The sequence below is a fragment of the Jannaschia sp. Os4 genome, assembly GCF_016820245.1.
GTDB lineage: Bacteria > Pseudomonadota > Alphaproteobacteria > Rhodobacterales > Rhodobacteraceae > Jannaschia.
This window is the reverse complement of the sequence record NZ_JAFCAR010000004.1, coordinates 395871-418963: the sequence shown is the minus strand read 5'-3', so window position 1 is coordinate 418963 and position 23093 is coordinate 395871. Positions and strand designations below refer to the sequence as shown.

The 23093-nt window shown below is 72.6% G+C and carries 26 protein-coding genes; 24 read left to right on the top strand and 2 right to left on the bottom strand.

Annotated elements, in window-relative coordinates; translation table 11 throughout:
- Positions 1 to 109 precede the first annotated feature (109 nt).
- From JQC91_RS10985 to cysE, 24 genes are all read left to right on the top strand, one after another.
- Complete coding sequence (locus JQC91_RS10985) at positions 110 to 1141, top strand: sugar ABC transporter substrate-binding protein (protein ID WP_203286864.1); 1032 nt, start codon at positions 110 to 112, stop codon at positions 1139 to 1141.
- Between the two features lie 215 nt (positions 1142 to 1356).
- The gene (locus JQC91_RS10980) at positions 1357 to 1881 is read left to right on the top strand and encodes a DUF2087 domain-containing protein (protein WP_203286863.1); all 525 of its coding nucleotides are present in this window, start codon (positions 1357 to 1359) and stop codon (positions 1879 to 1881) included.
- Positions 1882 to 1909: 28 nt separating this feature from the next.
- Positions 1910 to 2686 carry an enoyl-CoA hydratase-related protein gene (locus tag JQC91_RS10975; RefSeq protein WP_203286862.1) on the top strand — a complete coding sequence of 259 codons (777 nt, stop codon included), beginning with the start codon at positions 1910 to 1912 and terminating at the stop codon, positions 2684 to 2686.
- Between the two features lie 222 nt (positions 2687 to 2908).
- Positions 2909 to 3742, top strand: coding sequence for a serine hydrolase domain-containing protein (locus JQC91_RS10970; RefSeq protein ID WP_203286861.1), 834 nt, complete (start codon positions 2909 to 2911; stop codon positions 3740 to 3742).
- Between the two features lie 40 nt (positions 3743 to 3782).
- The gene (gene fabF, locus JQC91_RS10965; protein ID WP_203286860.1) at positions 3783 to 5045 is read left to right on the top strand and encodes a beta-ketoacyl-ACP synthase II; all 1263 of its coding nucleotides are present in this window, start codon (positions 3783 to 3785) and stop codon (positions 5043 to 5045) included.
- A 12-nt stretch (positions 5046 to 5057) separates the two neighbouring features.
- The gene (gene mltG / locus JQC91_RS10960; RefSeq protein WP_203286859.1) at positions 5058 to 6215 is read left to right on the top strand and encodes an endolytic transglycosylase MltG; all 1158 of its coding nucleotides are present in this window, start codon (positions 5058 to 5060) and stop codon (positions 6213 to 6215) included.
- A 485-nt stretch (positions 6216 to 6700) separates the two neighbouring features.
- Positions 6701 to 7090, top strand: coding sequence for a hypothetical protein (locus JQC91_RS10955; protein ID WP_203286858.1), 390 nt, complete (start codon positions 6701 to 6703; stop codon positions 7088 to 7090).
- A 34-nt stretch (positions 7091 to 7124) separates the two neighbouring features.
- Positions 7125 to 8357, top strand: coding sequence for a terminase family protein (locus JQC91_RS10950; RefSeq protein ID WP_203286857.1), 1233 nt, complete (start codon positions 7125 to 7127; stop codon positions 8355 to 8357).
- Between the two features lie 113 nt (positions 8358 to 8470).
- Positions 8471 to 9535: a phage portal protein gene (locus tag JQC91_RS10945; RefSeq protein ID WP_203286856.1), complete on the top strand. Its 1065-nt coding sequence runs from the start codon at positions 8471 to 8473 to the stop codon at positions 9533 to 9535.
- Entirely contained in the window at positions 9532 to 9765 is a 234-nt protein-coding gene (locus tag JQC91_RS10940) for a hypothetical protein (RefSeq protein ID WP_203287616.1), read from the top strand. The genes JQC91_RS10945 and JQC91_RS10940 overlap by 4 nt, the downstream gene beginning before the upstream one ends.
- A 20-nt stretch (positions 9766 to 9785) precedes the next feature.
- Positions 9786 to 10301, top strand: coding sequence for an HK97 family phage prohead protease (locus tag JQC91_RS10935; protein WP_203286855.1), 516 nt, complete (start codon positions 9786 to 9788; stop codon positions 10299 to 10301).
- 11 nt (positions 10302 to 10312) lie between these two features.
- Positions 10313 to 11416, top strand: coding sequence for a phage major capsid protein (locus JQC91_RS10930; RefSeq protein WP_238941474.1), 1104 nt, complete (start codon positions 10313 to 10315; stop codon positions 11414 to 11416).
- Between the two features lie 187 nt (positions 11417 to 11603).
- On the top strand, positions 11604 to 12137 hold the full coding sequence (locus JQC91_RS10925; protein ID WP_203286853.1) for a hypothetical protein: 534 nt from the start codon (positions 11604 to 11606) through the stop codon (positions 12135 to 12137).
- Positions 12134 to 12469, top strand: coding sequence for a head-tail adaptor protein (locus JQC91_RS10920; RefSeq protein ID WP_203286852.1), 336 nt, complete (start codon positions 12134 to 12136; stop codon positions 12467 to 12469). The genes JQC91_RS10925 and JQC91_RS10920 overlap by 4 nt, the downstream gene beginning before the upstream one ends.
- Complete coding sequence (locus JQC91_RS10915) at positions 12466 to 12873, top strand: DUF3168 domain-containing protein (RefSeq protein WP_203286851.1); 408 nt, start codon at positions 12466 to 12468, stop codon at positions 12871 to 12873. Before JQC91_RS10920 ends, JQC91_RS10915 begins: the two co-directional genes overlap by 4 nt.
- 13 nt (positions 12874 to 12886) lie before the next feature.
- Positions 12887 to 13300, top strand: a complete 414-nt coding sequence (locus tag JQC91_RS10910; RefSeq protein WP_203286850.1) for a phage major tail protein, TP901-1 family — start codon at positions 12887 to 12889, stop codon at positions 13298 to 13300.
- The gene (locus tag JQC91_RS10905; protein ID WP_203286849.1) at positions 13297 to 13626 is read left to right on the top strand and encodes a gene transfer agent family protein; all 330 of its coding nucleotides are present in this window, start codon (positions 13297 to 13299) and stop codon (positions 13624 to 13626) included. Before JQC91_RS10910 ends, JQC91_RS10905 begins: the two co-directional genes overlap by 4 nt.
- Complete coding sequence (locus tag JQC91_RS10900) at positions 13623 to 13835, top strand: rcc01693 family protein (protein ID WP_203286848.1); 213 nt, start codon at positions 13623 to 13625, stop codon at positions 13833 to 13835. The genes JQC91_RS10905 and JQC91_RS10900 overlap by 4 nt, the downstream gene beginning before the upstream one ends.
- Positions 13828 to 14457 carry a phage tail tape measure protein gene (locus JQC91_RS10895; RefSeq protein ID WP_203286847.1) on the top strand — a complete coding sequence of 210 codons (630 nt, stop codon included), beginning with the start codon at positions 13828 to 13830 and terminating at the stop codon, positions 14455 to 14457. Before JQC91_RS10900 ends, JQC91_RS10895 begins: the two co-directional genes overlap by 8 nt.
- A 9-nt stretch (positions 14458 to 14466) precedes the next feature.
- Positions 14467 to 15096 carry a DUF2460 domain-containing protein gene (locus JQC91_RS10890; protein WP_203286846.1) on the top strand — a complete coding sequence of 210 codons (630 nt, stop codon included), beginning with the start codon at positions 14467 to 14469 and terminating at the stop codon, positions 15094 to 15096.
- On the top strand, positions 15093 to 15947 hold the full coding sequence (locus tag JQC91_RS10885; RefSeq protein WP_203286845.1) for a DUF2163 domain-containing protein: 855 nt from the start codon (positions 15093 to 15095) through the stop codon (positions 15945 to 15947). Before JQC91_RS10890 ends, JQC91_RS10885 begins: the two co-directional genes overlap by 4 nt.
- Positions 15944 to 16375, top strand: coding sequence for a peptidase (locus JQC91_RS10880; RefSeq protein ID WP_203286844.1), 432 nt, complete (start codon positions 15944 to 15946; stop codon positions 16373 to 16375). The genes JQC91_RS10885 and JQC91_RS10880 overlap by 4 nt, the downstream gene beginning before the upstream one ends.
- A gap of 2 nt (positions 16376 to 16377) precedes the next feature.
- Positions 16378 to 20265, top strand: a complete 3888-nt coding sequence (locus JQC91_RS10875) for a glycoside hydrolase/phage tail family protein (RefSeq protein ID WP_203286843.1) — start codon at positions 16378 to 16380, stop codon at positions 20263 to 20265.
- A 63-nt stretch (positions 20266 to 20328) separates the two neighbouring features.
- On the top strand, positions 20329 to 21150 hold the full coding sequence (cysE, locus tag JQC91_RS10870) for a serine O-acetyltransferase (protein ID WP_203286842.1): 822 nt from the start codon (positions 20329 to 20331) through the stop codon (positions 21148 to 21150).
- Here cysE and JQC91_RS10865 read toward each other — a convergent pair.
- Both JQC91_RS10865 and JQC91_RS10860 read right to left on the bottom strand, forming a co-directional pair.
- Positions 21128 to 21649 (bottom strand): MliC family protein, encoded by a 522-nt coding sequence (locus JQC91_RS10865; protein WP_203286841.1) that lies wholly within the window; start codon positions 21647 to 21649, stop codon positions 21128 to 21130. The two genes, cysE and JQC91_RS10865, sit on opposite strands and share 23 nt — an antisense overlap.
- 71 nt (positions 21650 to 21720) lie before the next feature.
- Positions 21721 to 23085 (bottom strand): pyruvate dehydrogenase complex dihydrolipoamide acetyltransferase, encoded by a 1365-nt coding sequence (locus JQC91_RS10860; RefSeq protein WP_203286840.1) that lies wholly within the window; start codon positions 23083 to 23085, stop codon positions 21721 to 21723.
- Positions 23086 to 23093 lie beyond the last annotated feature (8 nt).

Below are 23093 nucleotides of genomic sequence, written 5' to 3'. Positions count from 1 at the left end.
CGCCACGCCTAGCGTCCGGCCCGCGGCGAGGAAACCTTTGACGCGGGACGGGTGCCATGCCCAACCTGGCCCGTCCCCATGGAGAGGGGACGCCTAAGGGAGGATCGACATGACCAAGCTGCTGACCGGGACCGCGCTCGCCGTTCTCGCCACCTCGGGGATGGCGTGGGCCGACGGCCATTCCGCGCCGGAGGGGACGAGCGCGTGCCTCATCACCAAGACGGACACCAACCCGTTCTTCGTCAAGATGAGGGAGGGCGCGCAGGCCAAGGCCGACGAGCTCGGGATCGAGCTGAACTCCTACGCGGGCCAGGTCGACGGCGACCACGAGGCGCAGGTCGCGGCCATCGAGACCTGCATCGCCAACGGAGCGTCGGGCATCCTGATCACCGCGTCCGACACCGCCGCCATCGTCGACCCCGTCGAGCAGGCGCGCGAGGCGGGCATCCTCGTGATCGCCTTGGACACGCCCCTGAACCCGATCGACGCGGCGGACGCGACCTTCGCCACGGACAACTTCCTCGCCGGGCAGCTGATCGGGCAGTACGCGGCGGCGGCGATGGGCGACGCGGCGGCGGACGCCAAGATCGCGATGCTCGACCTCGCCATCAGCCAGCCCACCGTGGGCGTGCTGCGCGACCAAGGTTTCCTCGACGGGTTCGGGATCGACACCGGCGACGCCAGCCGCTGGGGCGACGAGGACGACCCGCGCATCATCTGCAACGAGGTGACCGCGGGCAACGAGGAGGGCGGCCGCACCGCGATGGAGAACTGCCTCGCCGCCGACCCGGACATCGACGTCGTCTACACGATCAACGAGCCGGCCGCGGCGGGCGCCTACGAGGCGCTGACGGCGGTGGGACGCGAGAACGACGTGATGATCCTGTCCGTCGACGGCGGCTGCCCCGGCGTCCAGAACGTCGCCGACGGCGTGATCGCCGCGACCTCGCAGCAGTATCCGCTGCTGATGGCCAGCCTCGGGATCGAGGCCATCGCGCAGTTCGCGACGGACGGCACCCTGCCCGAGCCGACGGAGGGCAAGGAGTTCACCGACACGGGCGTCGCGCTCGTGGCCGCCGAGCCGGTGGACGGGGTCGAGTCGATCTCCGTGGAGGAGGGGCAGGACCTCTGCTGGGGCTGACCCCGCCGCGACATGGGGGCCGGGCCGCTTGCGGTCCGGCCCCCGCCATGCGACGCCGATGTCCACGGACCGCAGCTCTCCGAGGCGCCGCCGGGGCCATCGCCCCTCGCTGAACCTGCCGCGACGACCACATCCTCGATCCGCATCCGCGCGGAGGGGCAGGGGCGGCCATCCCGGTCCATTGGACCACGCGCGACGACATCGGAGCGAGCACCATGCGAGAGGCGATCCCCCTCGTGGTGGAGGACGTCAGCCGGTTCAGCCGCGCCCTGCGCGCGGCCCTCCCGACGGACGCGTCCCACCAGACGACCCTGAACGCCGTGGCCCGCGCGGCGGGCTACGCCAACTTCCAGCACCTGCGCGCCGCCACCGGCGCGGCCGGGGCCGAGGCCCCGCCGGACCTGCGCGCCGTGCGCCGCGCCGCTGCGCGGTTCGACCGCGACGGGCGGCTGACCGGCTGGCCCGCGCAGCGGGGCCTGCGGCTCCTGTGCCTGTGGCCGCTCTGGGCGCGGCTGCCCGCCGGCGCGGAGATGGACGAGATCGAGGTCTCGGCCCTGCTGCACGGGATGATGACCATGCGCGACGCCGCGCAGGCGCGCCGCGAGATGGTCGGCGAGGGGATGCTGTCGCGGGAGCGGGACGGCACCGGATACCGCCGCGTCGAGCGCCGCCCCGATCCGACGCAGCGTCGCCTGATCCGCGCCGTCGCCGACCTTTCGCGCGGCACGGCCCCGCCCTAGGGTGCGCGGCGACACCCCGGAGGGCGCCATGGACTACGAGACGATCAATCTGACCATCCGCGACGGCGTTGCCGTCCTGCAGCTCGCCCGCCCCGAGGTGATGAACGCGCTGAACACCCAGATGCGCGCCGAGATCCTGCACGCCACCGGCGAGGCGGAGAAGCAGGCGCGCGTCCTCGTCATGACGGGCAAGGGCCGCGCCTTCTGCTCGGGGCAGGACCTCGGCGACCGGGTGAACGCGGGCAACCTGAACCTCGAGCGGACGCTGCGCGAGGAGTACGAGCCGATGCTCATGGCGCTGTTCGACTGCGCCATCCCGACCATCTCCGCCGTGAACGGCCCGGCGGCCGGGGCGGGGGCGAACCTCGCGCTGGCCGCCGACGTGGTGATCGCCGCCGAGTCGGCGTTGTTCCTCCAGGCCTTCGCGCGGATCGGCCTGATCCCCGACGCGGGCGGCACCTACTGGCTGCCGCGGCAGATGGGGGTGGCCAAGGCGATGGGCGCCGCTCTCTTCGCCGAGCCGGTCACGGCCCGGCAGGCGAGCGACTGGGGCATGATCTGGGAGGCCGTGCCCGACGACGGGTTCGAGGCGCACTGGCAGGGGCGCGCCGCGCGGCTGGCGATGGGGCCGACGGTGGCCTACCGCAACATCAAGAAGGCGATCCGGGGATCCTACGAGAACTCGCTGTCGCAGCAGCTGGCCTTGGAGGCCAAGCTGCAGGGCGAGGCGGGGAAGTCACGGGACTTCAAGGAGGGCGTGCTGGCCTTCCTCGAGAAGCGGCCGGCGCAGTTCGAGGGGCGGTGAGGCGGGCGGCGGGGTGACCCCCGCCCTGCGCGGGGCGGGAGCGCATCGCGGGGCCGTGGCGCGGCGATCTATCGTCTCCGCGACGTGGTTCATCCCTCACCCCTGCACGACGCCTCCGCGTCTCGCCCACGACGGACCAATCGCCGTGCCGGGGGACGGCCCGGCGATGCGCGGCTCGCTGGCGCTCGCGCACCGCGCGGGTGCGTCGTTCGGAGGGCGGTCGTGATCTGCGTGGTCCTCCGGGATGGAGAGGTGTCCGGGCAGGACGGCCTCGGCGTCTGGTGGTCCCTCTCCAAGACCGTGATCGCGGCGCTGGCGCTGCGTCACCTCGACCTCGACGCGGCGGTGGACTGGCCGGGGCGGCCGACCGTCCGGCAGCTCCTGCGCCACGAGGGGGGCGTGCCGGACTACGGCGCACGGCCGGACTACCGCGCGGCGGTAGCGGCGGGCGGGACGCCGTGGACGGCCGAGGAGATGCTGGACCGGACGCGCGGGTCTCTCTTCGCGCCGGGGACGGGCTGGGCCTACTCCAACGTGGGCTACCTGCTGGTGCGCCGCGCGCTCGAAGCGCGTGCGCCGCTGGACCGCCTCGTGCGCGACCTGATGGACCCGTTGGGCCTGCGGGAGACGCGGCTCGCCACCACCCGCGCCGATCTGCGCGGCATGGTGGGCGGTGACGTGCGCTACGACCCGGCGTGGGTCTATCACGGGACGCTGGTCGGCCCGGCCTCGGAGGCGGCGCGGTGGGTCCGGTCGGTCCTCACCGGCGCGGACGCGCCCGCGATGACCGATGGCCTGCGCGTGTGCGGGCCGCTGCCGGGCCGTCCGTGGATCGAGGGGCGCTACGGTCTGGGCACGATGTGCGGCGACATGCGGGGCGTGGGCCGGGCGTGGGGCCATTCGGGCGTCGGGCCGTTCAGCGTCTCCGCCTGCTACCACCTGCCCGACGCGCCCGGCGCGCCGACGGTCTGCGCGTTCGCGCCGCCCGCGTCGGAGGGCGCTCCGGAGGCGGCGGTCGAGCGCGCCGTGCGGGCGGCGGGCCTTGCCCCCGCCTGACCCCGCGTCCTATCTGCCGCCCGGGTTGGAGGAGAATGCCATGCGCCGCGTCGTCGTCACCGGATTGGGGATGGTCTCCCCGCTCGCCTCTGGGGTGGAGGCCACGTGGGCCCGCCTGATCGACGGCGCGTCCGGCGCGGGGCCGATCACGCGGTTCGACGCCGCGCACCTCGCGACGACCTATGCCTGCCAAGTGCCGACGGAGGGCGAGGGCGCCTTCGTCGCGGACGAGTGGATGGACGCGAAGGACCAGCGCAAGGTCGATGACTTCATCCTCTACGGCGTGGCCGCTGCCGAGATGGCGATCCGCGACGCGGGGCTGGGCGACCTTTCCACCGCCGAGAAGGAGCGGGTCGGCGTGATGATCGGCTCGGGCATCGGGGGGCTCGGCACGATCCAGGACACGACGCTCCTGCTGCGCGACCGCGGGCCGCGGCGGGTGTCGCCGTTCTTCATCCCGGCCGCGCTGATCAACCTCGTGTCGGGGCAGGTGAGCATCCGGTACGGCTACAAGGGGCCGAACCACGCCCCGGTGACGGCCTGCGCGACGGGCACCCACGCCATCGGGGACGCGGCCCGGATGATCATGCTGGGCGACGCCGACGTGATGGTCGCGGGCGGGGCCGAGGCGCCGATCTGCGAGCTGGGCATCGCGGGCTTCAACGCGTGCAAGGCGCTGTCGACCGGGTTCGGGGACGCGCCGGAGACGGCCTCGCGCCCGTGGGACGCGGGCCGCGACGGGTTCGTGATGGGCGAGGGCGCGGGGGTGCTCGTGCTGGAGGAGTACGAGCGAGCGAAGGCGCGGGGGGCCACGATCCTCGCCGAGGTGCTGGGCTACGGGATGTCGGGCGACGCGCACCACATCACCGCGCCGCCGCCCGACCACGAGGGCGCGGAGCGGGCGATGCGCGCCGCGCTGGCGCGGGCCGGGATGGACGGGAGCCACGTGGACTACGTCAACGCGCACGGCACCTCGACCATGGCGGACACGATCGAGCTCGGCGCGGTGGAGCGGGTGCTGGGCGAGCACGCCGAGGGGACGACGATGTCCTCGACCAAGTCGGCGATCGGGCACCTGCTCGGTGCTGCGGGCGCGGTGGAGGCGATCTTCTGCATCCTCGCGATGCGCGACGGGGTGGCGCCGCCGACGCTGAACCTCGACGCGCCCGAGGGGGCGGCGGCGGAGACGAAGATGCGCCTCGCGCCGAATGCCGCCGAGCGTAGGTCCATCGACGTGGCGCTGTCGAACTCCTTCGGGTTCGGGGGTACCAACGCCTGCCTCGTGATGGGACGGGCGGAGTAGGGACCTAGACGGATGTGGAAGCATCTCGCGGCCAACGTGCTGACGTTGGCGATCGTGATGATCGTGGTGGTGATCGGCTTGGTCGAGCTGGGCAAGTCCCGGTGGGCGGCGCCGGGCCCGCTGGACGAGGCGGCCTTCTTCGAGGTGGCGCGCGGCGACTCGATGCGGGCGGTGTCCAACCGCTTGGCGGAGAAGGGGATCGTGACGGACGCGCCGGTGTTCCGCGTCGGCGCGAACTACGCGGGCCGGGCGTCCGACCTGAAGTTCGGCACCTACGAGATCCCGCCGGGCGCCTCGATGCCGGAGGTGCTGGACATCCTGACCTCGGGTGGGCCGTCGGTGCGGCCCTTCACGGTCACCTACGTGGTGCGCCAGCGCGGACCGGAGATCCGGGCGCGGGAGCGGGTGCCGGGGCAGGACGAGCCCGTCGAGGTGGCGACGTTCCAGCCGGGCGTGGACGAGGTTCCCGCCGAATACCAAGCGCTGGTCGAGCGCGGCGTGCCGATCACGTGGCGGGTGCAGGTGGCGCCGGGCCTGACCTCGTGGGAGGTGGTGGAGGCGCTGAAGGCGGCGGACTTCCTGACGGGCGAGGCGCCTGAGGTGCCCGCCGAGGGGGCGATGGCGCCGGACACCTACGAGGTGGAGCGCGGGTCCGAGCGCGGGGCGCTGGTGGCGCGGATGGTGTCGGCGCAGGAGCGCATCCTCGCGGAGGCGTGGGCGGACCGGGAGCCGGGGCTGCCGGTGGAGACGCCGGAGGAGGCGCTGATCCTCGCCAGCATCATCGAGAAGGAGACGGGCGTCCCCGAGGAGCGGCGGACGGTGGCGTCGGTGTTCGTGAACCGGCTGAACCAAGGGATGCGGCTGCAGACCGACCCGACCGTCATCTACGGGATCACCGAGGGGCGCGGGCCGTTGGGCCGGGGCATCCGGCAATCGGAGCTGAGGGCGGCAACGCCTTGGAACACCTACGTGATTCCGGGCCTCCCGCCGACGCCCATCGCCAACCCCAGCGCGGCGAGCCTGCGGGCGGCGCTGGATCCCGAGGAGACGGACCTGCTGTTCTTCGTCGCCGACGGCACCGGGGGCCATGCGTTCGCGGAGACCTTGGCGGAGCACAACGCCAACGTCGCGATCTGGCGCGCCATCGAGGCACAACGGGACGGCGGGTGAGAAACGACGCCTAAAACCTTGGGTTGATTGACGATTTGTCGCGGTGGAGATTGGAACGCTGCACTGCGGCATCGGTTGAACCGATGTCTGCATCGGCTCGGACGGCAGGTGTAGGCGGGTCCACCGCGCCGTCGTCAACCCCGGCGGCGTGGTGGATTCTTCCGATCGCCCATCGCCGCGATGCGCAGGCCCGACACGGCGCGAACGACTCGGACCAAGGCGATTCCGGCGCAGGTAGGCACGGAACCGGGGATCGGTCCGGCGTGTCGAGCGGTCGCCCCCGCCGAGATTATACCTTGAAACGAGACACTTGCCCGATTTCCGGCCGAGGCGGCGAAATCGGGGGTTGATCGACCGTACGCTCGACAGGACACCTTTGGTCAAGCTGGACGAACTGGGCGAACGGGGCGGCGACCTGAGGGGGTCACGCCCCGTTTCCCGTTTCGGACCGGGCACGCGGGCCGTGTGAACCGGAGCTTACGACCATGGAAACCAAGATGGAGACGGCCGCCCCCGAGGATCGGGTCGCGGAGATGGGCGCGTTCGACGCGCATAACGGCGCACCGCAGGAGGTGACGACCCTCGACATGGCGAAGGCCGCGTTCGGGGGCACCTGCGCGGCGCTGCACGACGCGGTGGCGCGGCTGCGCGAGCGCATGGAGGGGCCGGATGCGGCCTCGCTGAAGCAGGAGGTCAAGGAGATCGCCGCCGACATGGCGGCCGCCTCCAAGACCCTTTCGACGGTGATCGATCAGGAGGCGCGGGCGCGTGACGAATGGAAGCAACGCACCGGCGGGGGCGGGATCGACCTTTCGGCGGCCCGGGACGAGGTTCGGCGCAAGATCGCTCGCCTCGAGGTCGGCGGAGGCGCGTGACACGTTCGTCGACTCGCTGACGGACAACGCGCTGATGGCGCTGCCCTACCTGTGGGAGTTCTGGGCGGCGCCGCATCAGTTGGCGCCGGAGGGCGACTGGCGGACATGGGTGGCGCTGGGCGGGCGCGGGGCGGGCAAGACCCGCGCCGGGGCCGAATGGGTCCGCGCCCAGGTCGAGGGGGCGCGGCCGTGGGACGGCGGCCGCGCCGCCCGCGTCGCCTTGGTCGGCGAGACCTACGATCAGGCGCGCGACGTGATGGTGTTCGGGGAGTCGGGCATCCTCGCCTGCTCGCCGCCGGACCGGCGACCGCGCTGGGTGTCGGGGCAGCGCAAGCTGGTCTGGCCCAACGGGGCGGAGGCGCAGTGCTTCAGCGCCCACGAGCCGGAGGCGATGCGCGGGCCGCAGTTCGACGCGGCGTGGTGCGACGAGCTGGCGAAGTGGCGAGAGGGCCAAGCGGCGTGGGACATGCTGCAGTTCTGCCTGCGGCTGGGGGACGACCCCCGCGCGGTGGTCACGACGACGCCGAAGAACGTGCCGGTCCTCAAGGGCATCCTCGGGCGGGACACGACGGTGACGACTCACGCGACGACGCGGGACAACGCGGCCCATCTGGCGCGCGGGTTCCTGGAGGAGGTCGAGGCACGGTTCGCGGGGACGCGGATGGGGCGCCAGGAACTGGACGGCGTGCTTCTGGAGGACGTGGAGGGCGCGCTGTGGACGACGGCCATGCTGGAGGCGTGCCGGGCGGACGAGGTGCCGGAGATGGACCGGGTGGTCGTCGGGGTGGACCCGGCGGTGACCGCCGGGGGCGACGAGACGGGCATCGTGGTGGTCGGGCTCGGGCCCGACGGGACGGCTTGGGTCTTGGAGGACGCGACGGTGGCGGCGTCTTCGCCCTCGGAATGGGCGCGGGCGGTGGCGCGGGTCTATGCGCGATGGGGCGCGAGCCGGGTCGTTGCCGAGGGCAACCAAGGCGGCGACATGGTCGAGGCGGTGCTGCGGCAGGTGGCGCCGGAGGTGTCCTACCGGAAGGTGACGGCGCGGGTCGGCAAGGCCGCCCGCGCCGAGCCGGTGGCCGCGCTCTACGAGCGGGGGCGGGTCCGGCATGGCCGGGGGCTGGGGCTTCTGGAGGACCAGATGTGCCGGATGACCGTGGCGGGCTGGCGCGGGGGCGGGTCGCCCGACCGGGTCGACGCGCTGGTCTGGGCGCTGTGGGAGTTGGTGCTGGCGGGGCGCGGGGCGGGGCCGCGGGCGCGGGTGCTGTGACGGCGGCGCCGGGACGGTGACGCGGCGCGCGTGGGCTTTCGCCCACCCTACGGAAATCGGTGGGACGGTGGGATTCACCCACCCTACGGGGGCCTTGGCCCGAAGGAGGCGGCATGTTCGGATGGTTGAAGGCGCCCGAGGCGAAGGCCTCGGCGGCGCGGGTGCAGTCCTATGGCGGGCGCTCGGTCTGGGCCGCGCGGGACAGCGCGACGCTGACCCGGCGGGGCTTCGAGGAGAACCCGGTGGGCTTCCGCGCGGTGCGGATGATCGCGGAGGCGGCGGCCGCGCTGCCGGTGCGCTGCGACGGGATGGACGCGCACCCGGTGCTGGAGCTGCTGGCGCGGCCAAACGCGGCGCAGGACGGGACGGCGTTCGTCGAGGCGCTGCTGGGGCAGATGCTGCTGACGGGGGACGGCTACGTCGAGGGCGTGGAGGGGCAGCGGGAGCTGCACGTGCTGCGCTCGGACCGGATGTCGGTGGTGCCGGGCGAGGACGGGTGGCCGGTGGGCTACGACTACCGGGTGGGCGGCACGGCACACCGCTTCGGCGTCGAGGCGGTGTGCCACCTGCGGCTGTTCCACCCGACGGACGACCACTACGGGCTGTCGCCGATGGCGGCGGCGGCGAGCGCCGTGGAGGTGCACGACGCGGCCTCGCGGTGGACCAAGGGGCTCTTGGACAACGCGGCGCGGCCCTCGGGCGCGATCGTGGTGGGCGGCGAGGCGCTGACGCCCGAGCAGTTCGACCGTCTGTCCGCGGAGATCGAGGCGCATCACCAAGGCGCGCGCAACGCCGGGCGTCCGATGCTCCTGGAGGGGGGGCTCGACTGGAAGGCGATGGGGTTCTCGCCGTCGGACATGGAGTTCCGGACGACGAAGGAGGCGGCGGCGCGCGAGATCGCGATGGCGTTCGGGGTGCCGCCGATGCTGCTGGGCATCCCCGGCGACGCGACCTACGCCAACTACGCCGAGGCGAACCGGGCGTTCTACCGGCTGACGGTGCTGCCCTTGGCGAACAAGGCCTGGGCGGGGCTGTCGGGGTTCCTGGGGGCGACGCTCGCGGTGGACATGGACCGGGTGCCGGCGCTGTCGGCGGAGCGGGACGCGCAGTGGGCGCGCATCGCGGGGGCGGCCTTCCTGTCGGATGACGAGAAGCGCTCGCTCTTGGGGCTGTCGTGACCGCGGAGGCGCGGTCGGGGTCGCGGTTCCTCTACGACCCGTTCGACGCGGCGCAGGCGCGGATGGACGCCAACGAGCGGGTGCTGGCGGAGCGCTGGGAGGGGCTGGAGTTCCGGCTGGCGCGGATCGAGGTCGGGCTGGAGCGGCTGGAGAAGCGGCTGTGGCTGGCGGCGATGGGGGTGGTGGCGACCATCCTCGCGCAGGGGGTGAAGTACCTCGTGGCGCTGTGAGGCGCGGATAGGAGATCGACATGGATATCGAGACCAAGGCCGCGCCCGTGGAGGGCGTGGTCTGCGACGGCGTGCGCCTGTCGGGCCACGCGAGCCTGTTCGGGCTGGAGGACGGGGGCGGCGACGTGGTGGCGCCGGGCGCCTTCGCGGACTGCCTCGCGCGGATGAGCGTCGAGGGCCAGAGCGTGAAGATGCTGTGGCAGCACGACCCGGCCTGCGTGATCGGCGTCTGGGACGTGGTGGCGGAGGACGCGCGCGGCCTGCGGGTCGAGGGGCGGCTGCTGGAGGGCGTGGAGAAGGCGCGGGAGGCGGGCGCGCTGGTGCGCGCGGGCGCCTTGGACGGGCTGAGCATCGGCTACCGCGTGAAGCGGGCGGAGCGGGACGGCGCGGGGCGCCGGATCCTGCGGGAGGTGGAGCTTTGGGAGGTGTCGCTGGTGACCTTCCCGATGCTGCGCGAGGCGCGGGCGGAGGCGAAGGCCGAGGCGCGCGGAGTGGCGGAGGCGCTGCGCGCCGCCCGTCGGGAGTGGCTGCGGTGATGGAGAGACGCATGGACGACGTGGCGCGGGAGCTGAGTGGCTTCGTGAGCGAGATGAAGGAGTTCCGTGAGGGGATGGAGACGCGGATGACGACGATCGAGACGAAGGGCCGTCGGCCCATGCTGGCGGGCGCGGCGAAGGAGGAGACGCCCCACCGCAAGGCGATGGGCGCCTACCTGCGCAACGGCCACGAGGAAGGCCTGCGCGGCCTGGAGGGCAAGGGCATGACCTCCGTGGCCGCCGACGGGGGCTACCTCGTCGATCCGGTCACCTCGGACACGGTGCGCGCCACGCTCACCGGCGCGGCGAGCCTGCGCGGCGTGGCGACGGTGGTGAACGTCGAGGCGACCTCGTTCGACGTGCTCGTGGACCGGGCCGACGTGGGCGCGGGCTGGGCCACGGAGACCGATGCGTTCGGCGAGACGGAGGCGCCGCAGGTCGAGCGCATCTCGATCCCGCTGCACGAGCTGTCGGCGCTGCCGAAGGCGTCCCAGCGCCTGCTCGACGACGCGGCCTTCGACGTGGAGGCGTGGCTGGCCGGGCGCATCGCGGACAAGTTCGCCCGCGCCGAGGCGGACGCGTTCATCAACGGCGACGGCGTCGACAAGCCGACCGGCGTCCTGACCTACCCGGCGGTCGAGGAGTCCGCGTGGGCGTGGGGCTCGCTCGGCTACGTCGCCACCGGCGTCGACGGGGACTTCGCCTCGATCGACGCGTCGGACGCCATCGTGGACCTCGTCTACGCGCTGGGCGCGCGCTACCGCGCGAACGGCTCCTTCGTCATGAACTCCAAGACCGCCGGCGCGGTGCGGAAGATGAAGGACGCCGACGGCCGCTTCCTGTGGTCCGACGGCCTCCAGCAGGGCGAGCCCTCGCGGCTGATGGGCTACCCGGTGACGATCTGCGAGGACATGCCGGACATCGCCTCGGGCGCGACGGCCATCGCCTTCGGCGACTTCGCGGCGGGCTACACCGTGGCCGAGCGCCCGGACCTGCGCGTCCTGCGCGACCCGTTCAGCGCCAAGCCCCACGTCCTGTTCTACGCGACCAAGCGCGTGGGCGGCGACGTGAGCGACTTCGCGGCGATCAAGCTGCTGAAGTTCGCGGTCGCCTGACCGGGCGGGGGCGCGCGGGCGCGCGCCCCCGATCAGTTTCGCGGACACGAGGGGGTCCGCATGGGTGGCGGGGCCGGTGGGTGGACCGGTCCCGCCCGAGGGGGTGGTCATGGCCTGTTCCGGCTGGTGGCCTGCGTGCGGACGGGCCGAGGGCCGCCCCCTACTTCAACAGACAGGAGCGGTGGCGATGATGATCCTCGAGCGGGAAGGGATCGCGGAGGCGGACCTGCCGGTGGCGGCGCTGGCCGCCCACATGCGAATGCCGGAGGGGTGGAGCGACGTGCCGGGGCAGGGCGCGCGCTTGGTGCAGCGGCTGCGCGCGGCGATCTCGGCGGTGGAGGCACGGGTCGGCAAGGCGCTGATCCTGCGCGAGTTCCATGCCGAGGGCGACGTCTGCGCCGCGCGCGTCGCGCTGTCGCTGGCCCCGGTGGTCGAGGTCACGGCGGTCGAGGCGGACGGGCGCGCGGTGGCGTCGTTCGGGGTGGAGCGGGACGTGCACCGGGTGGTGGTCATGCTGCCGCGCGCGCCGGTCGCGCCCGCGCGGCTGGCGGTCACGCTGCGCGCCGGGTTCGGGACGTGGGACGAGGTGCCGGCCGCCCTGCAGGAGGCGGTGATGCGCGCCGCCGAGGCGATGGATCTCGGCGAGACCTCGGTCCTGCCGGGGGCTGTCTCGGCGCTGCTCGCGCCGTGGCGGGCGGTGCGATTGGGGGCCGGGACGTGACCCCGTCGCGGCGGTTGACGCTGCTGCGTCCTTCGGAGGTGGCGGACGGCTCGGGCGGCGTGGTGCGCGGCTGGGTCGAGGTGTGCGGCCTGTGGGGCGAGGTGAAGCTGCGCTCGGGTGGCGCGCGGGGCGGCGAGTGGGGCGCGTCGGAGCGGGTGCGCGTGAGGATCGCGACCCGCGCGCTGCCGGAGGGTCATCCGAACCGGCCCCGTCCGGGCGACCGGATGCGGGACGGGATGCGCCTGTGGTCGGTGGACGCGGTGGCGCCGGAGGACGGGCGCGGCGCGTGGCTGCGCCTCTTCGCGTCGTCGATCTCGGAGGACGAGCGATGAGCTATGCGATGGCCGGCGGGCTGCAGGCGGGTCTGTTCGACCTGCTGACGACGGACGTGGGGATGCAGGGCCTCGTGGGGGGCGCGGTGTTCGACGCCGTGCCCAAGCCCGCGCCCGACCTGTTCGTGGCGCTGGGGCCGGAGATTGCCGAGGGGCGGTCGGACGCCTCGGGCGCGGGCGCGGTCCACGAGGTGGCCCTAAGCGTGGTGACGACGCGCGCGGGCTACGCGGACGCGAAGGCCGTGGCGGCGCGCATCAGCGAGGTGATCGAGGGGGGCGGCATGACGCTCCCCCGGGGACGGGTCGCGGCGGCGCGGTTCGTGAAGGCGCGGGCGCGCGTCGATGAGGGCGAAGGCGTGCGGCGAATCGACATGCGGTTCCGGCTGCGGGTGCAGGACGACTGAAAGGGAGATCGAGATGGCGGTTCAGGCGGGCAAGGACCTTCTGGTCAAGGTGGACATGGACGGGACGGGGTCGTTCGTCACGCTGGCGGGGCTGCGCGCCTCGCGGGTGACGTTCAACGCGGGCGCGGTGGACGTGACGAGCGTGGACAGCGCCGAGGGGTGGCGCGAGCTGCTCGGCGGGGCGGCGGCGAAGCAGGCGCAGGTCTCGGGCTCCGGCGTGTTCCGGGACGAGGCGACGGACGCGCGGGCGCGGCAGCTGTTCTGGGACGGGGCCGTGGTGGCCTACCAGGTGATCGTCCCGGATTTCGGGATCGTCGAGGGGCCGTTCCAGATCACGTCCTTGGAGCTGGCGGGGACGCATGACGGCGAGGCGACCTACGAGATGTCTCTGGCGTCGGCCGGCGCGCTAACCTTCGCGGCCCTGTGAGCGTCGCGAACCCGTGGTCCGGGTCCGTGGCCTTGGTGCTCGACGGGGAGCGGCGGGTGCTGCGGCTGACCCTCGGGGCCTTGGCGGAACTGGAGGACCGGCTGGCGACGGGATCGCTGGTCGAGCTGGTGGCGCGGTTCGAGGCGGGGCGGTTCACCGCCCGCGATCTCGCCGCCGTGCTGCTGGCGGGCCTGCGGGGCGGGGGCTGGGACGCGCCCGCCGCCGCGCTGGCCGAGGCGGAGATCGAGGGCGGCGCGGGCGAGGCGGCGCGGGTGGCGGCGCTGCTGCTTGCGCGGTCCTTCGCGCTGCCGGTGGTCTCGGCATGAGCCGCTTCGACTGGCCCGCGCTGATGGGCGCGGGGATGCGGGGGCTGGGGCTGTCGCCCGCGGCCTTCTGGGCGCTGACGCCCGCCGAGCTGGCGTTCCTGCTGGGCGTCGAGGGCGGGCGGCTGCCGATGGACCGGGCGGGGCTGCGGGCCTTGGCCGAGCGGTTCCCCGACACGACTGATCCCAAGGGGGAGACGAGCGATGGATGAGGCGGAGGCGCGGCTGGACGCGCTGGAGGCGCGGCTGGGCGACGGCGGCGCGGCGGTGGCGCGGTTCACGAGCGAGCTGAGCAGCCTGCAGGGGGCGATGACCTACACCTCGCGGGAGGTTCAGGGGCTGTCGCGGTCGATCGGGGGCGGGCTGCGGCGCGCGTTCGACGGGCTGGTGTTCGACGGGATGAAGCTGTCGGACGCGCTGGAGGGCGTCGCGCGGTCGATGATCAACGCGGCCTACAACACCGCGATGAAGCCCGTGCAGCAGGCGGCGGGCGGGCTGATCGCGGGGGCGATGAACGCGATGCCCTTCGCGGATGGCGGGGCCTTCGCGTCGGGGCGGGTGATGCCGTTCGCCACGGGCGGGATCGTGTCGGGGCCGACGACCTTCCCGATGCGCGGCGGCACGGGGCTGATGGGCGAGGCGGGGCCGGAGGCGATCATGCCGCTGCGCCGCGGCGCGGACGGGCGCCTCGGGGTGGCCGCCGCGGGCGGGTCCGGGCCGGTGCAGGTCACGATGAACATCACGACGCCGGACGTGTCCGGCTTCCGGCGGTCGCGGTCCCAAGTGGCCGCCGAGCTGTCCCGCGCGCTGTCGCGCGGCCAGCGCAACAGGTGAGGTGGGGCGATGTTCCATGAGGTTCGGTTTCCCGCGCGGCTGTCCTTCGGGTCGAGCGGCGGGCCGGAGCGGCTGACCGAGGTGGTCGAGCTGGCGAACGGGTTCGAGGAGCGCAACACGCCGTGGGCGGACTCGCGGCGGCGCTACGACGCCGGGGTGGGCGTGCGGTCGCTGGACGACATGGCAGCGCTGATCGCCTTCTTCGAGGCGCGCCGGGCGCGGCTGCACGGCTTCCGGTGGAAGGATTGGGCGGACTGGCACTCCGGGGTGCCCTCGGAGGGGGTGCGTCCGGGGGATCAGGTGATCGGCGTCGGCGACGGCGTGCGCGTGGAATGGCCGCTCGCCAAGACCTACCGGTCGGGCGCGCACGACTACGTGCGGACCATCTCCAAGCCGGTCGAGGGGACCGTGCGCATCGCCTTGGCGGACGACGAGCTGCGCGAGGGCGACCACTGGACCGTGGACGTGGCGACGGGGTTGGTGACGTTCCTTTCGCCGCCGGAGGACGGCGCGGAGGTGACGGCCGGCTTCGAGTTCGACGTGCCGGTACGGTTCGACACGGACGCGCTGCAGGTGACGGCCGCCGGGTTCGAGGCGGGCGAGGTGCCGTCGGTGCCGGTCGTGGAGATCCGGGCATGACCGCGCTGCGCGAGATGCTGGCCACGGGGGTGACGACCGTGGCGCGGGCGTGGGTGCTGTCCCGCAAGGACGGCTTGATGCTCGGGTTCACGGATCACGACCGCCCGCTGGTGGTGGAGGGCGTCCGCTGTCGCGCCTCGGCCGGGATGTCGGCGCGGGCGCTCGAGACCGGGAGCGGCCTCGCGGTGGACAATTCGGAGGCGGCAGGCGTCCTGTCGGACGACGCGATCTCGGAAGCCGATCTGCGGGCCGGTCGCTGGGATGGTGCGGAGGTCGTGGTGCGCTTGGTCGACTGGTCGGATCCGTCCTCTACCGAGATCCTGTTCCGCGGCTCGCTCGGAGAGGTCAGCTACGGGGGCGGGGCGTTCCAGGTGGAGCTACGCGGATTGACCGACGCCCTCAACGCGCCGCGGGGACGCGTCTACCACTCCAGATGCGACGCGGTGCTCGGCGACGGTCGCTGCGCGGTCGATCTCGATGCGCCGGGCCGCGCCGCCGAGGTGGTGATCTCCAGCGCGTCCGAGGCGAGGGTGCTCGAGGTTATCGGAGCGGAGGAGGCCGCCGCAGGCTGGTTCGTCCGAGGACGGGCAGAACTGCTGGACGGAGCCGCGATCGGACTGACGGACCGCATCAAGATCGACGTGCCGATCCCCGGAGGGCGCCGCATCGAGTTGTGGGAGCCGCTCGGCGCGGCGCCCGCCATCGGGGACCGGCTGCGGATCGAAGCGGGCTGCGACAAGGCGATGGCGACCTGCAGGGACAAGTTCGCCAACCTGCTCAACTTCCGCGGCTTCCCCCACATTCCCGGCGACGACTGGCTGATGGCGTCGCCCGCCCGACGGGCGGGATGAGCGCCGTGGTCGCCGCGGCGCGCGGCTGGCTGGGGACACCCTACGTTCACCAAGCTTCGTGCCGCGGCGCGGGGACGGACTGCCTCGGCCTGATCCGTGGCGTCTGGCGCGAGCTGCTCGGCGCCGAGCCCGAAGTGCCGCCCGCCTATTCCTTCGACTGGTCCGAGGCCTCGGGCGACGAGGCGCTCTGGGCGGCGGCACGGCGGCGGCTGTTGCCGGTCACGGAGGCGCGGGCCTTGCGCGCGGGCGAAGTCCTGCTGTTCCGGATGCGCTCCGGGTCGGTGGCGAAGCATCTCGGTATCGTGAGCGGCACGGCGGTGCCTTCGTTCGTCCATGCCTATCGCGGGCGGGGCGTCGTGGAGAGCCCGCTCTCCGCCCCTTGGGCGCGCCGCGTGGTGGCGCGCTTCGACTTTCCCTTGGAGGGCTGATCATGGCGACGATCGTGTTGGGTTCCGTCGGGGCCGCCATCGGCGGGTCCCTCGGCGGGTCGGTGATGGGCCTGTCCTCGGCGGTGATCGGGCGCGCGGTGGGGGCGACCATCGGGCGGGCCATCGATCAGCGGGTCATGGGCGGCGGCGCGGACGCCGTCGAGACGGGCCGGGTCGACCGGTTCCGCCTGACCTCGGCCTCGGAGGGGACGCCGATCCCGCGGGTGGTCGGGCGGTACAGGCTCGGTGGGCAGGTGATCTGGGCCGGGCCGTTCGAGGAGCATCGCAGGACGTCCTCGCAGGGTGGCGGGGGCGGCAAGGGCGGCGGCGGTCGCCGCGCGACCCAGCGGGTCACCGAACTCTCCTACACGGCGAGCGTGGCGGTGGCGGTGTGCGAGGGGGAGGTGTCGCGCGTCGGGCGGGTCTGGGCCGACGGAACCGAGATCGAGCTCGATACGGTCGAGATGCGGGTCTATCCGGGATCGGAGGAGCAGCTGCCGGACCCGTTGATCGCAGCGCACGAGCAGGACGCACCCGCATATCGGGGTGTCTGCTACGTCGTCTTCGAGGATCTCGATCTCGGCGCGTTCGGGAATCGCGTGCCTCAGTTCTCGTTCGAAGTCGTTCGTCCCGTCAGGGTCCATGCGCGCGACGTTCCTCCCCCGGCGGCGCTCGTCCGAGGTGCCGCGTTGATCCCCGGGACGGGGGAGCACGCGCTGGCGACCGAGATCGTCACGGTCCGCGACGGTCCGGGCCAGTATCGGACGCTCAACGCGAACGGGATGACGGGCGAGCCCGACTTCGAGGCGTCGCTCCGCGACCTGCGGTCGGAGGTGAAGGGACTGCGCTCGACTTCGCTGGTGGTCTCCTGGTTCGGGGACGACCTGCGGTGCGGGGATTGCACCCTCCGCCCGCTTGCCGAGCACGGACGCCCCGAGGCGCGGGGGGCCGCGTGGCGCGTCGCGGGCCTGACGCGCGCGCAGGCCCAACCCATGCCCAAGATCGACGGCAAGGTCGTCTATGGCGGCACGCCGACGGACGCATCGGTGGTGCAGGCGATCCGGTCGATGAACGGGAAGGGCATCGACGTCACCTTCTACCCCTTCACCCTGATGACGCCGCTGGCGGGGAACGGACGTCCCGATCCATGGGGCGGCGAGGAGCAGCCGGCGCTCCCGTGGCGTGGAAGGATCACCTGCCATCCCGCGCCGGGCCGCGACGGCACCGTGGACCGAACCGCGGCGGCGGCCGAGCAGGTCGCGGCCTTCTTCGGCACGGCATCCGCCAGCGACTTCACCGTGAGCGACGGGACCGTGTCCTACGGAGGGCCCGCCGAGTGGAGCTACCGCCGGTTCATCCTCCACTACGCCGCGCTCTGCGCGGCCGCCGGGGGTGTCGAGGCGTTCTGCATCGGATCGGAGATGCGCTCGCTGACGCAGGTCCGTGGCGCGGAGGATGCCTTCCCGGCCGTCGACGCGTTGCGGGCCTTGGCCGTGGAGGTCCGCGCGCTGCTGCCGATGGCGAAGATCGGCTACGCTGCGGACTGGTCTGAGTATTTCGGCTACCAGCCGCCCGAGGGCGGCGGAGCGCTTCACTTCCACCTCGATCCGCTGTGGGCGGACGACGAGATCGATTTCGTCGGCATCGACAACTACATGCCGCTGTCCGACTGGCGGGACGGGACGGACCACGCGGACGCGGGGTGGGGATCGGTCCACGAGCTCGGCTACCTGATGTCGAACGTCGAGGGCGGCGAGGGCTACGACTGGCACTACCCGACCGAGGACGCGCGCGCCGCGCAACGGCGCGAGCCGATCACCGACGATCATGGCGAGCCATGGGTCTGGCGCTACAAGGATCTGCGGTCGTGGTGGTCCTACAACCACTTCGACCGACCGGGCGGCGTGCGGGCGGACGAGCCGACGGCGTGGGTGCCGGGGTCCAAGCCGATCCGGTTCACCGAGTACGGCTGTCCCGCGATCCATCTCGGGACGAACCAGCCGAACGTCTTCGTGGATCCCAAGTCGAGCGAGAGCGCGCTTCCTCGCGGGTCCGATGGCGGCCGGGACGATGCAATGCAGATGCAATACCTGCGCGCGCTGCTGGCCTACTGGGAGGCGCCGGGACGGATGCCGGTCTCACCGTTGGATGGGCGGGCGATGATCGATCTCGACCATTCCTGCGTCTGGGCGTGGGACACACGCCCCTATCCGGCGTTCCCTGCGAACGAAGCGCTCTGGGCGGACGCGCCCAACTGGGCGCGCGGGCATTGGTGGTCGGGCCGCTCGGGGATGCAGCCGCTGTCGAGCGTGCTCGCCGAGGCCTGCGAGGCCGCCGGGATCGTCCACTACGACGTCAGCCGGATCCGGGGCGTCGTGCGTGGGATGGCGATGCGGAGCGTCGCGACGGCGCGCGCGGACCTCCAGCCCCTGTTGCTCGCGCATGGTGTCGAGGCGGCGGAGGTCGACGGGACGCTCCGCTTCACGATGCGTGCCGACGCGCCGACACGGGCTCTGGAGGCGTCCCGTCTCGTTCGCGGCGACGGCCCGCCTATCGCTAGGGACCGGGATGGCGCGCTCGACGTGTCCGGACGGGTCCGCGTGCACCATGTCGATGCGGATGGGGATTTCGACGTCGTCCTTGGCGACGCGGTGCATCCCGGAGCGGACGCCGCGCCGATCCACGACACGGAACTCGACATGGCCCTGACCGGGGATGAGGGGCAGGCCTTGGCGGAACGCTTCCTTGCGGACGCACGGGTCGGTCGAGACCGGCTCAGCGCGACCTTGGCGCCGTCCCGACGCGACGTGGTGATCGGAGACCTCATCCTTGTCGATGACGAGACGTGGCGCGTGGATCGCCTCACGGAGGGGCAAGGGCGGATCGTCGAAGCCGTCCGGGCGGATGCCTCCGTCTACCGAACGGCTCCACCCGCAGCCGGACGGGTCCGACGCATGGTCGCGCCGTCGCGATCGTCGGAGGTGGATCTGGTTGTCCTCGATCTCCCGCTCCTCCGGGGGGACGAGGTGCCTCACGCACCTCACGTGGCGGCGACGGCCGAGCCTTGGTCTGGCCCCGTGGCCGTCTATGGAAGCTTCGGCGATAATGATTTTGCCTTGGACACGGTGATCTCCGGTCCGGCTCGAATGGGGGAGACGGCGTCGGACTTGCTCGGTGCGTCGGCGGGCATCTGGGACGAAGGTCCTCCACTGCTCGTCGACCTGCCCGTGGGGAGCTTCGAGTCGAACGACGCGGCATCCGTGCTTGGGGGGGGGAACGCCGTGGCCGTGGGATCCGGCATCGCGGACGACTGGGAGATCATGCTCTTTCGTTCGGCGGACCTGGTCGCACCTCGGCGCTGGGCCTTGCGCGGACGCCTTCGGGGCGTTCGGGGCACTGAAGATGCCATCCAGCGCAGGCGGCCGGTGGGAAGTTGGATCGTTGCGCTCGCGGATCTCGACCACCAGCTGCCGGTTGCGCCCGCGCATGTCGGTCGGGTCCGGAACCTACGGTACGGGCCGGCGGCTCGGGGCGTGGATCATAGCACCTTCCACGGCAGCGCCGTCTTCCTCGGTGCGCGGGGCCTGCGTCCCTTTGCTCCCGTCCATCTCTGCGTTCGCCAGACAGGCACGACAACGCGCGTCGAATGGCAGCGTCGCACGCGTATCGCCGGCGACGGGTGGACCGAGGACGAGATCCCTCTGGGAGAGGCGAACGAGCGCTATCGCCTCCGCGTACTTGTCGATGGCACGGAACGGCTGCGGCGGGACGTCGGAGCGCCATTCGTCGAACTTCCGTCGGCGGACGTACCATTGGGGTCCGTCGTCGAGGTCGCGCAGCTCTCGGATCGGGTCGGGGTGGGCATCGCGGGGCGGGTGGTGGTGGGATGACGGATCGTTGTTTGCGTCCGCAGCATGAGGTGCCTATGTCTTCCTGACCGAGGAGGCGCTCCCATGGTGCATGCGAACACGTCCGTCCATCAGGTCGACTTCATCTGGGACCGCCTCACCGACGAGGCCCGCGCGGCCGTCGCGGCGGAGCCGCTGCTGGGGGGCACGATCCACGCCAGCGTGCTGCACCACCCCGCGCTGGAGCATGCGCTGTCCTACCGCTTCGCCGTGAAGCTCGCCGCGCCCGAGATGTCGGAGCAGATCCTGCGGGAGATCGCGTCGGAGGCCTACGCGTCCGACGCCGACCTCGCGCTCGCCGCGCGGGCGGACATCGTGGCGGTGTTCGAGCGCGACCCGGCCTGCCACCGGTTCCTGCAGCCGCTTCTCTACTTCAAGGGCTTCGGCGCCATGCAGGCCTACCGGGTGGGCAACTGGCTCTGGCGGCAGGGCCGCGCGGACCTCGCCTACTACGTGCAGATGCGGGTCTCGGAGCGGTTCGGGGTCGATATCCATCCCGGCGCGACCGTGGGCCGGGGGATCATGATCGACCATGCCCACTCGATCGTCATCGGGGAGACTGCGGTGGTGGGCGACAACGTGTCGATGCTGCACTCCGTCACCTTGGGCGGCACGGGCAAGGAGGACGACGACCGCCACCCGAAGATCGGCGACGGCGTCCTGATCGGCGCGGGGGCGAAGGTGCTCGGCAACATCTCCGTGGGCCATTGCTCCCGGATCGCGGCGGGCTCGGTGGTGCTGGCGGACGTGCCGCCGAAGAGCACGGTCGCGGGCGTGCCGGCGAAGGTCGTCGGCGAGGCGGGCTGCTCGCAGCCGTCGATCATGATGGATCAGCTAATCGGGGTCAGAGGTCCAGATCAGGACTGATGAACACGCCCCCCGGGGCAACCGGCGCGACCACGGGCGGGAAGGCCGGATCGGCTTGGGCCTGCGGAGCGGGGGCCGTCGCTGAGGCCTGAGGCACGGCGGCGGTGATCGCCGCGGGCAGCGGGCGGACGCCGGAGGGCGCGGGCGCGTCCGCGGCCGGAACGCCCCCGGTGGGCGGCGCCGCGGCGGTCGTATCAGCGATGCGGCAGTTCACCTGGCCGCCCTGCTGCGTCAGGATCGCATTGTCCCCACGCCGGAACCACACCCAGCCGTCGGCCGCGTAGCGAAGGCCTGCAGGGGTCTGCACCGCAGGGAGGTCGAGCGGCGTCCCGTCGCCAAGCACGAGGCCGAGGCGATCGCCCCTGAGCTGCGTGCGTATCGTCTGCCCGTCGTCGCAGAGGAACGGCGTTCCCCCGGCGAATGCGACGGGGACCACCTCCTCCTGTTCCGGCGCGGGCGCACAGGCGACGAGTAGGAGCAGGGGCAGGATGCGTTTCATGTCGCGCGGGCTATGCGTGGCGGCGGGCCTCCGCAAGGGACCCGCCGCGAGGATCACGCGCTTGAGCCGGATCAGGCCAGCATCGTGATCGGGTTCTCGAGGTTCTCGGCGACGGCCTTGAGAAAGTCCGCCCCCAGCGCGCCGTCGATGACCCGGTGATCGACGGAGAGGGTCGTGGACATGACGGTGGCAGTGGTGATCTCGCCGTCCTCGCCCACGACGGGCTTCTTCACGCCCGCGCCGACCGCGAGGATCGAGGCATGGGGCGGGTTGATGACCGCGTCGAAGTTGTCGATCCCGAACATCCCGAGGTTGGAGATGGCGAAGCTACCGCCCTGATACTCGTGGGGCGCGAGCTTGCGATCGCGGGCCCGGCCGGCGAGGTCCTTCATCTCGGCCGACAGCGCGGAGAGCGACTTGAGGTGCGCGTCGCGCAGGACGGGGGTGAACAGCCCGCCCTCGATGGCCACGGCGACGGCGACGTCGGAGGGCTTGAGCTTGAGGATGCGGTCGGCGGCCCAGACGGCGTTCGCGTCGGGCACCTGCTGGAGCGCCAGCGCGCTGGCCTTGATGATGAAGTCGTTGACCGAGAGCTTCACGCCGCGGCCCTCGAGCTGCTTGTTCAGTTGCGAGCGGAACTTGAGCAACGCGTCGAGGCGGATGTCGCGGCGCAGGTAGAAATGCGGGATCGTCTGCTTGGCCTCGGAGAGGCGGGCGGCGATCGTCTTTCGCATCCCGTCGAGCGTGACCTCCTCGGTCTCGCGGTCGGCATACATCTTGAGGACCTGCTCGGCGGACATGCCGGCCGGGGCGGTGGGCTTCTGTCCGTCCGTCTTGGCGGTCGGGGCCGCCGCGTCGGGCTTGGCCGCCTCCGCCTTGGGGGCGGCCTTCGACGGGTCGAACGCCTCGACGTCGGCCTTCACGATCCGGCCGCGCGGGCCCGAGCCCTTCACGTCCGAAAGGTCGATGCCGCGGTCCTTGGCGATGCGGCGGGCGACGGGGGTGGCGAAGACGCGGTCGCCCTTCGGCGCCTCGTCCGCATGTCCGCCATGAATGTCGGCGCGGGGCGCCTCGTCCTTGCCGCCGGGCTCGCGCCCGTATCCGGCCTGCGGCTCGGTGGCCGGGGTCGGCTCGGCGGGGGCGACGTTGGATGACCCGCCGGAGGAGGCGGAATCGACTGCGGATGCGTCCTCGCCGTCCTCCAGAAGGACGGCGATGGGGGTGTTCACCTTCACGCCCTCGGTGCCCTCGGCGACCATGATCTTGCCGACCGTGCCCTCGTCGACGGCCTCGAACTCCATCGTCGCTTTGTCCGTCTCGATTTCGGCCAGCAGGTCCCCGGCGGAAACGGTGTCCCCCTCCTTCACCAGCCATTTCGCGAGAGTGCCCTCCTCCATCGTGGGGGAGAGCGCGGGCATCAGGATCTCGGTCGCCATGGTCGGTG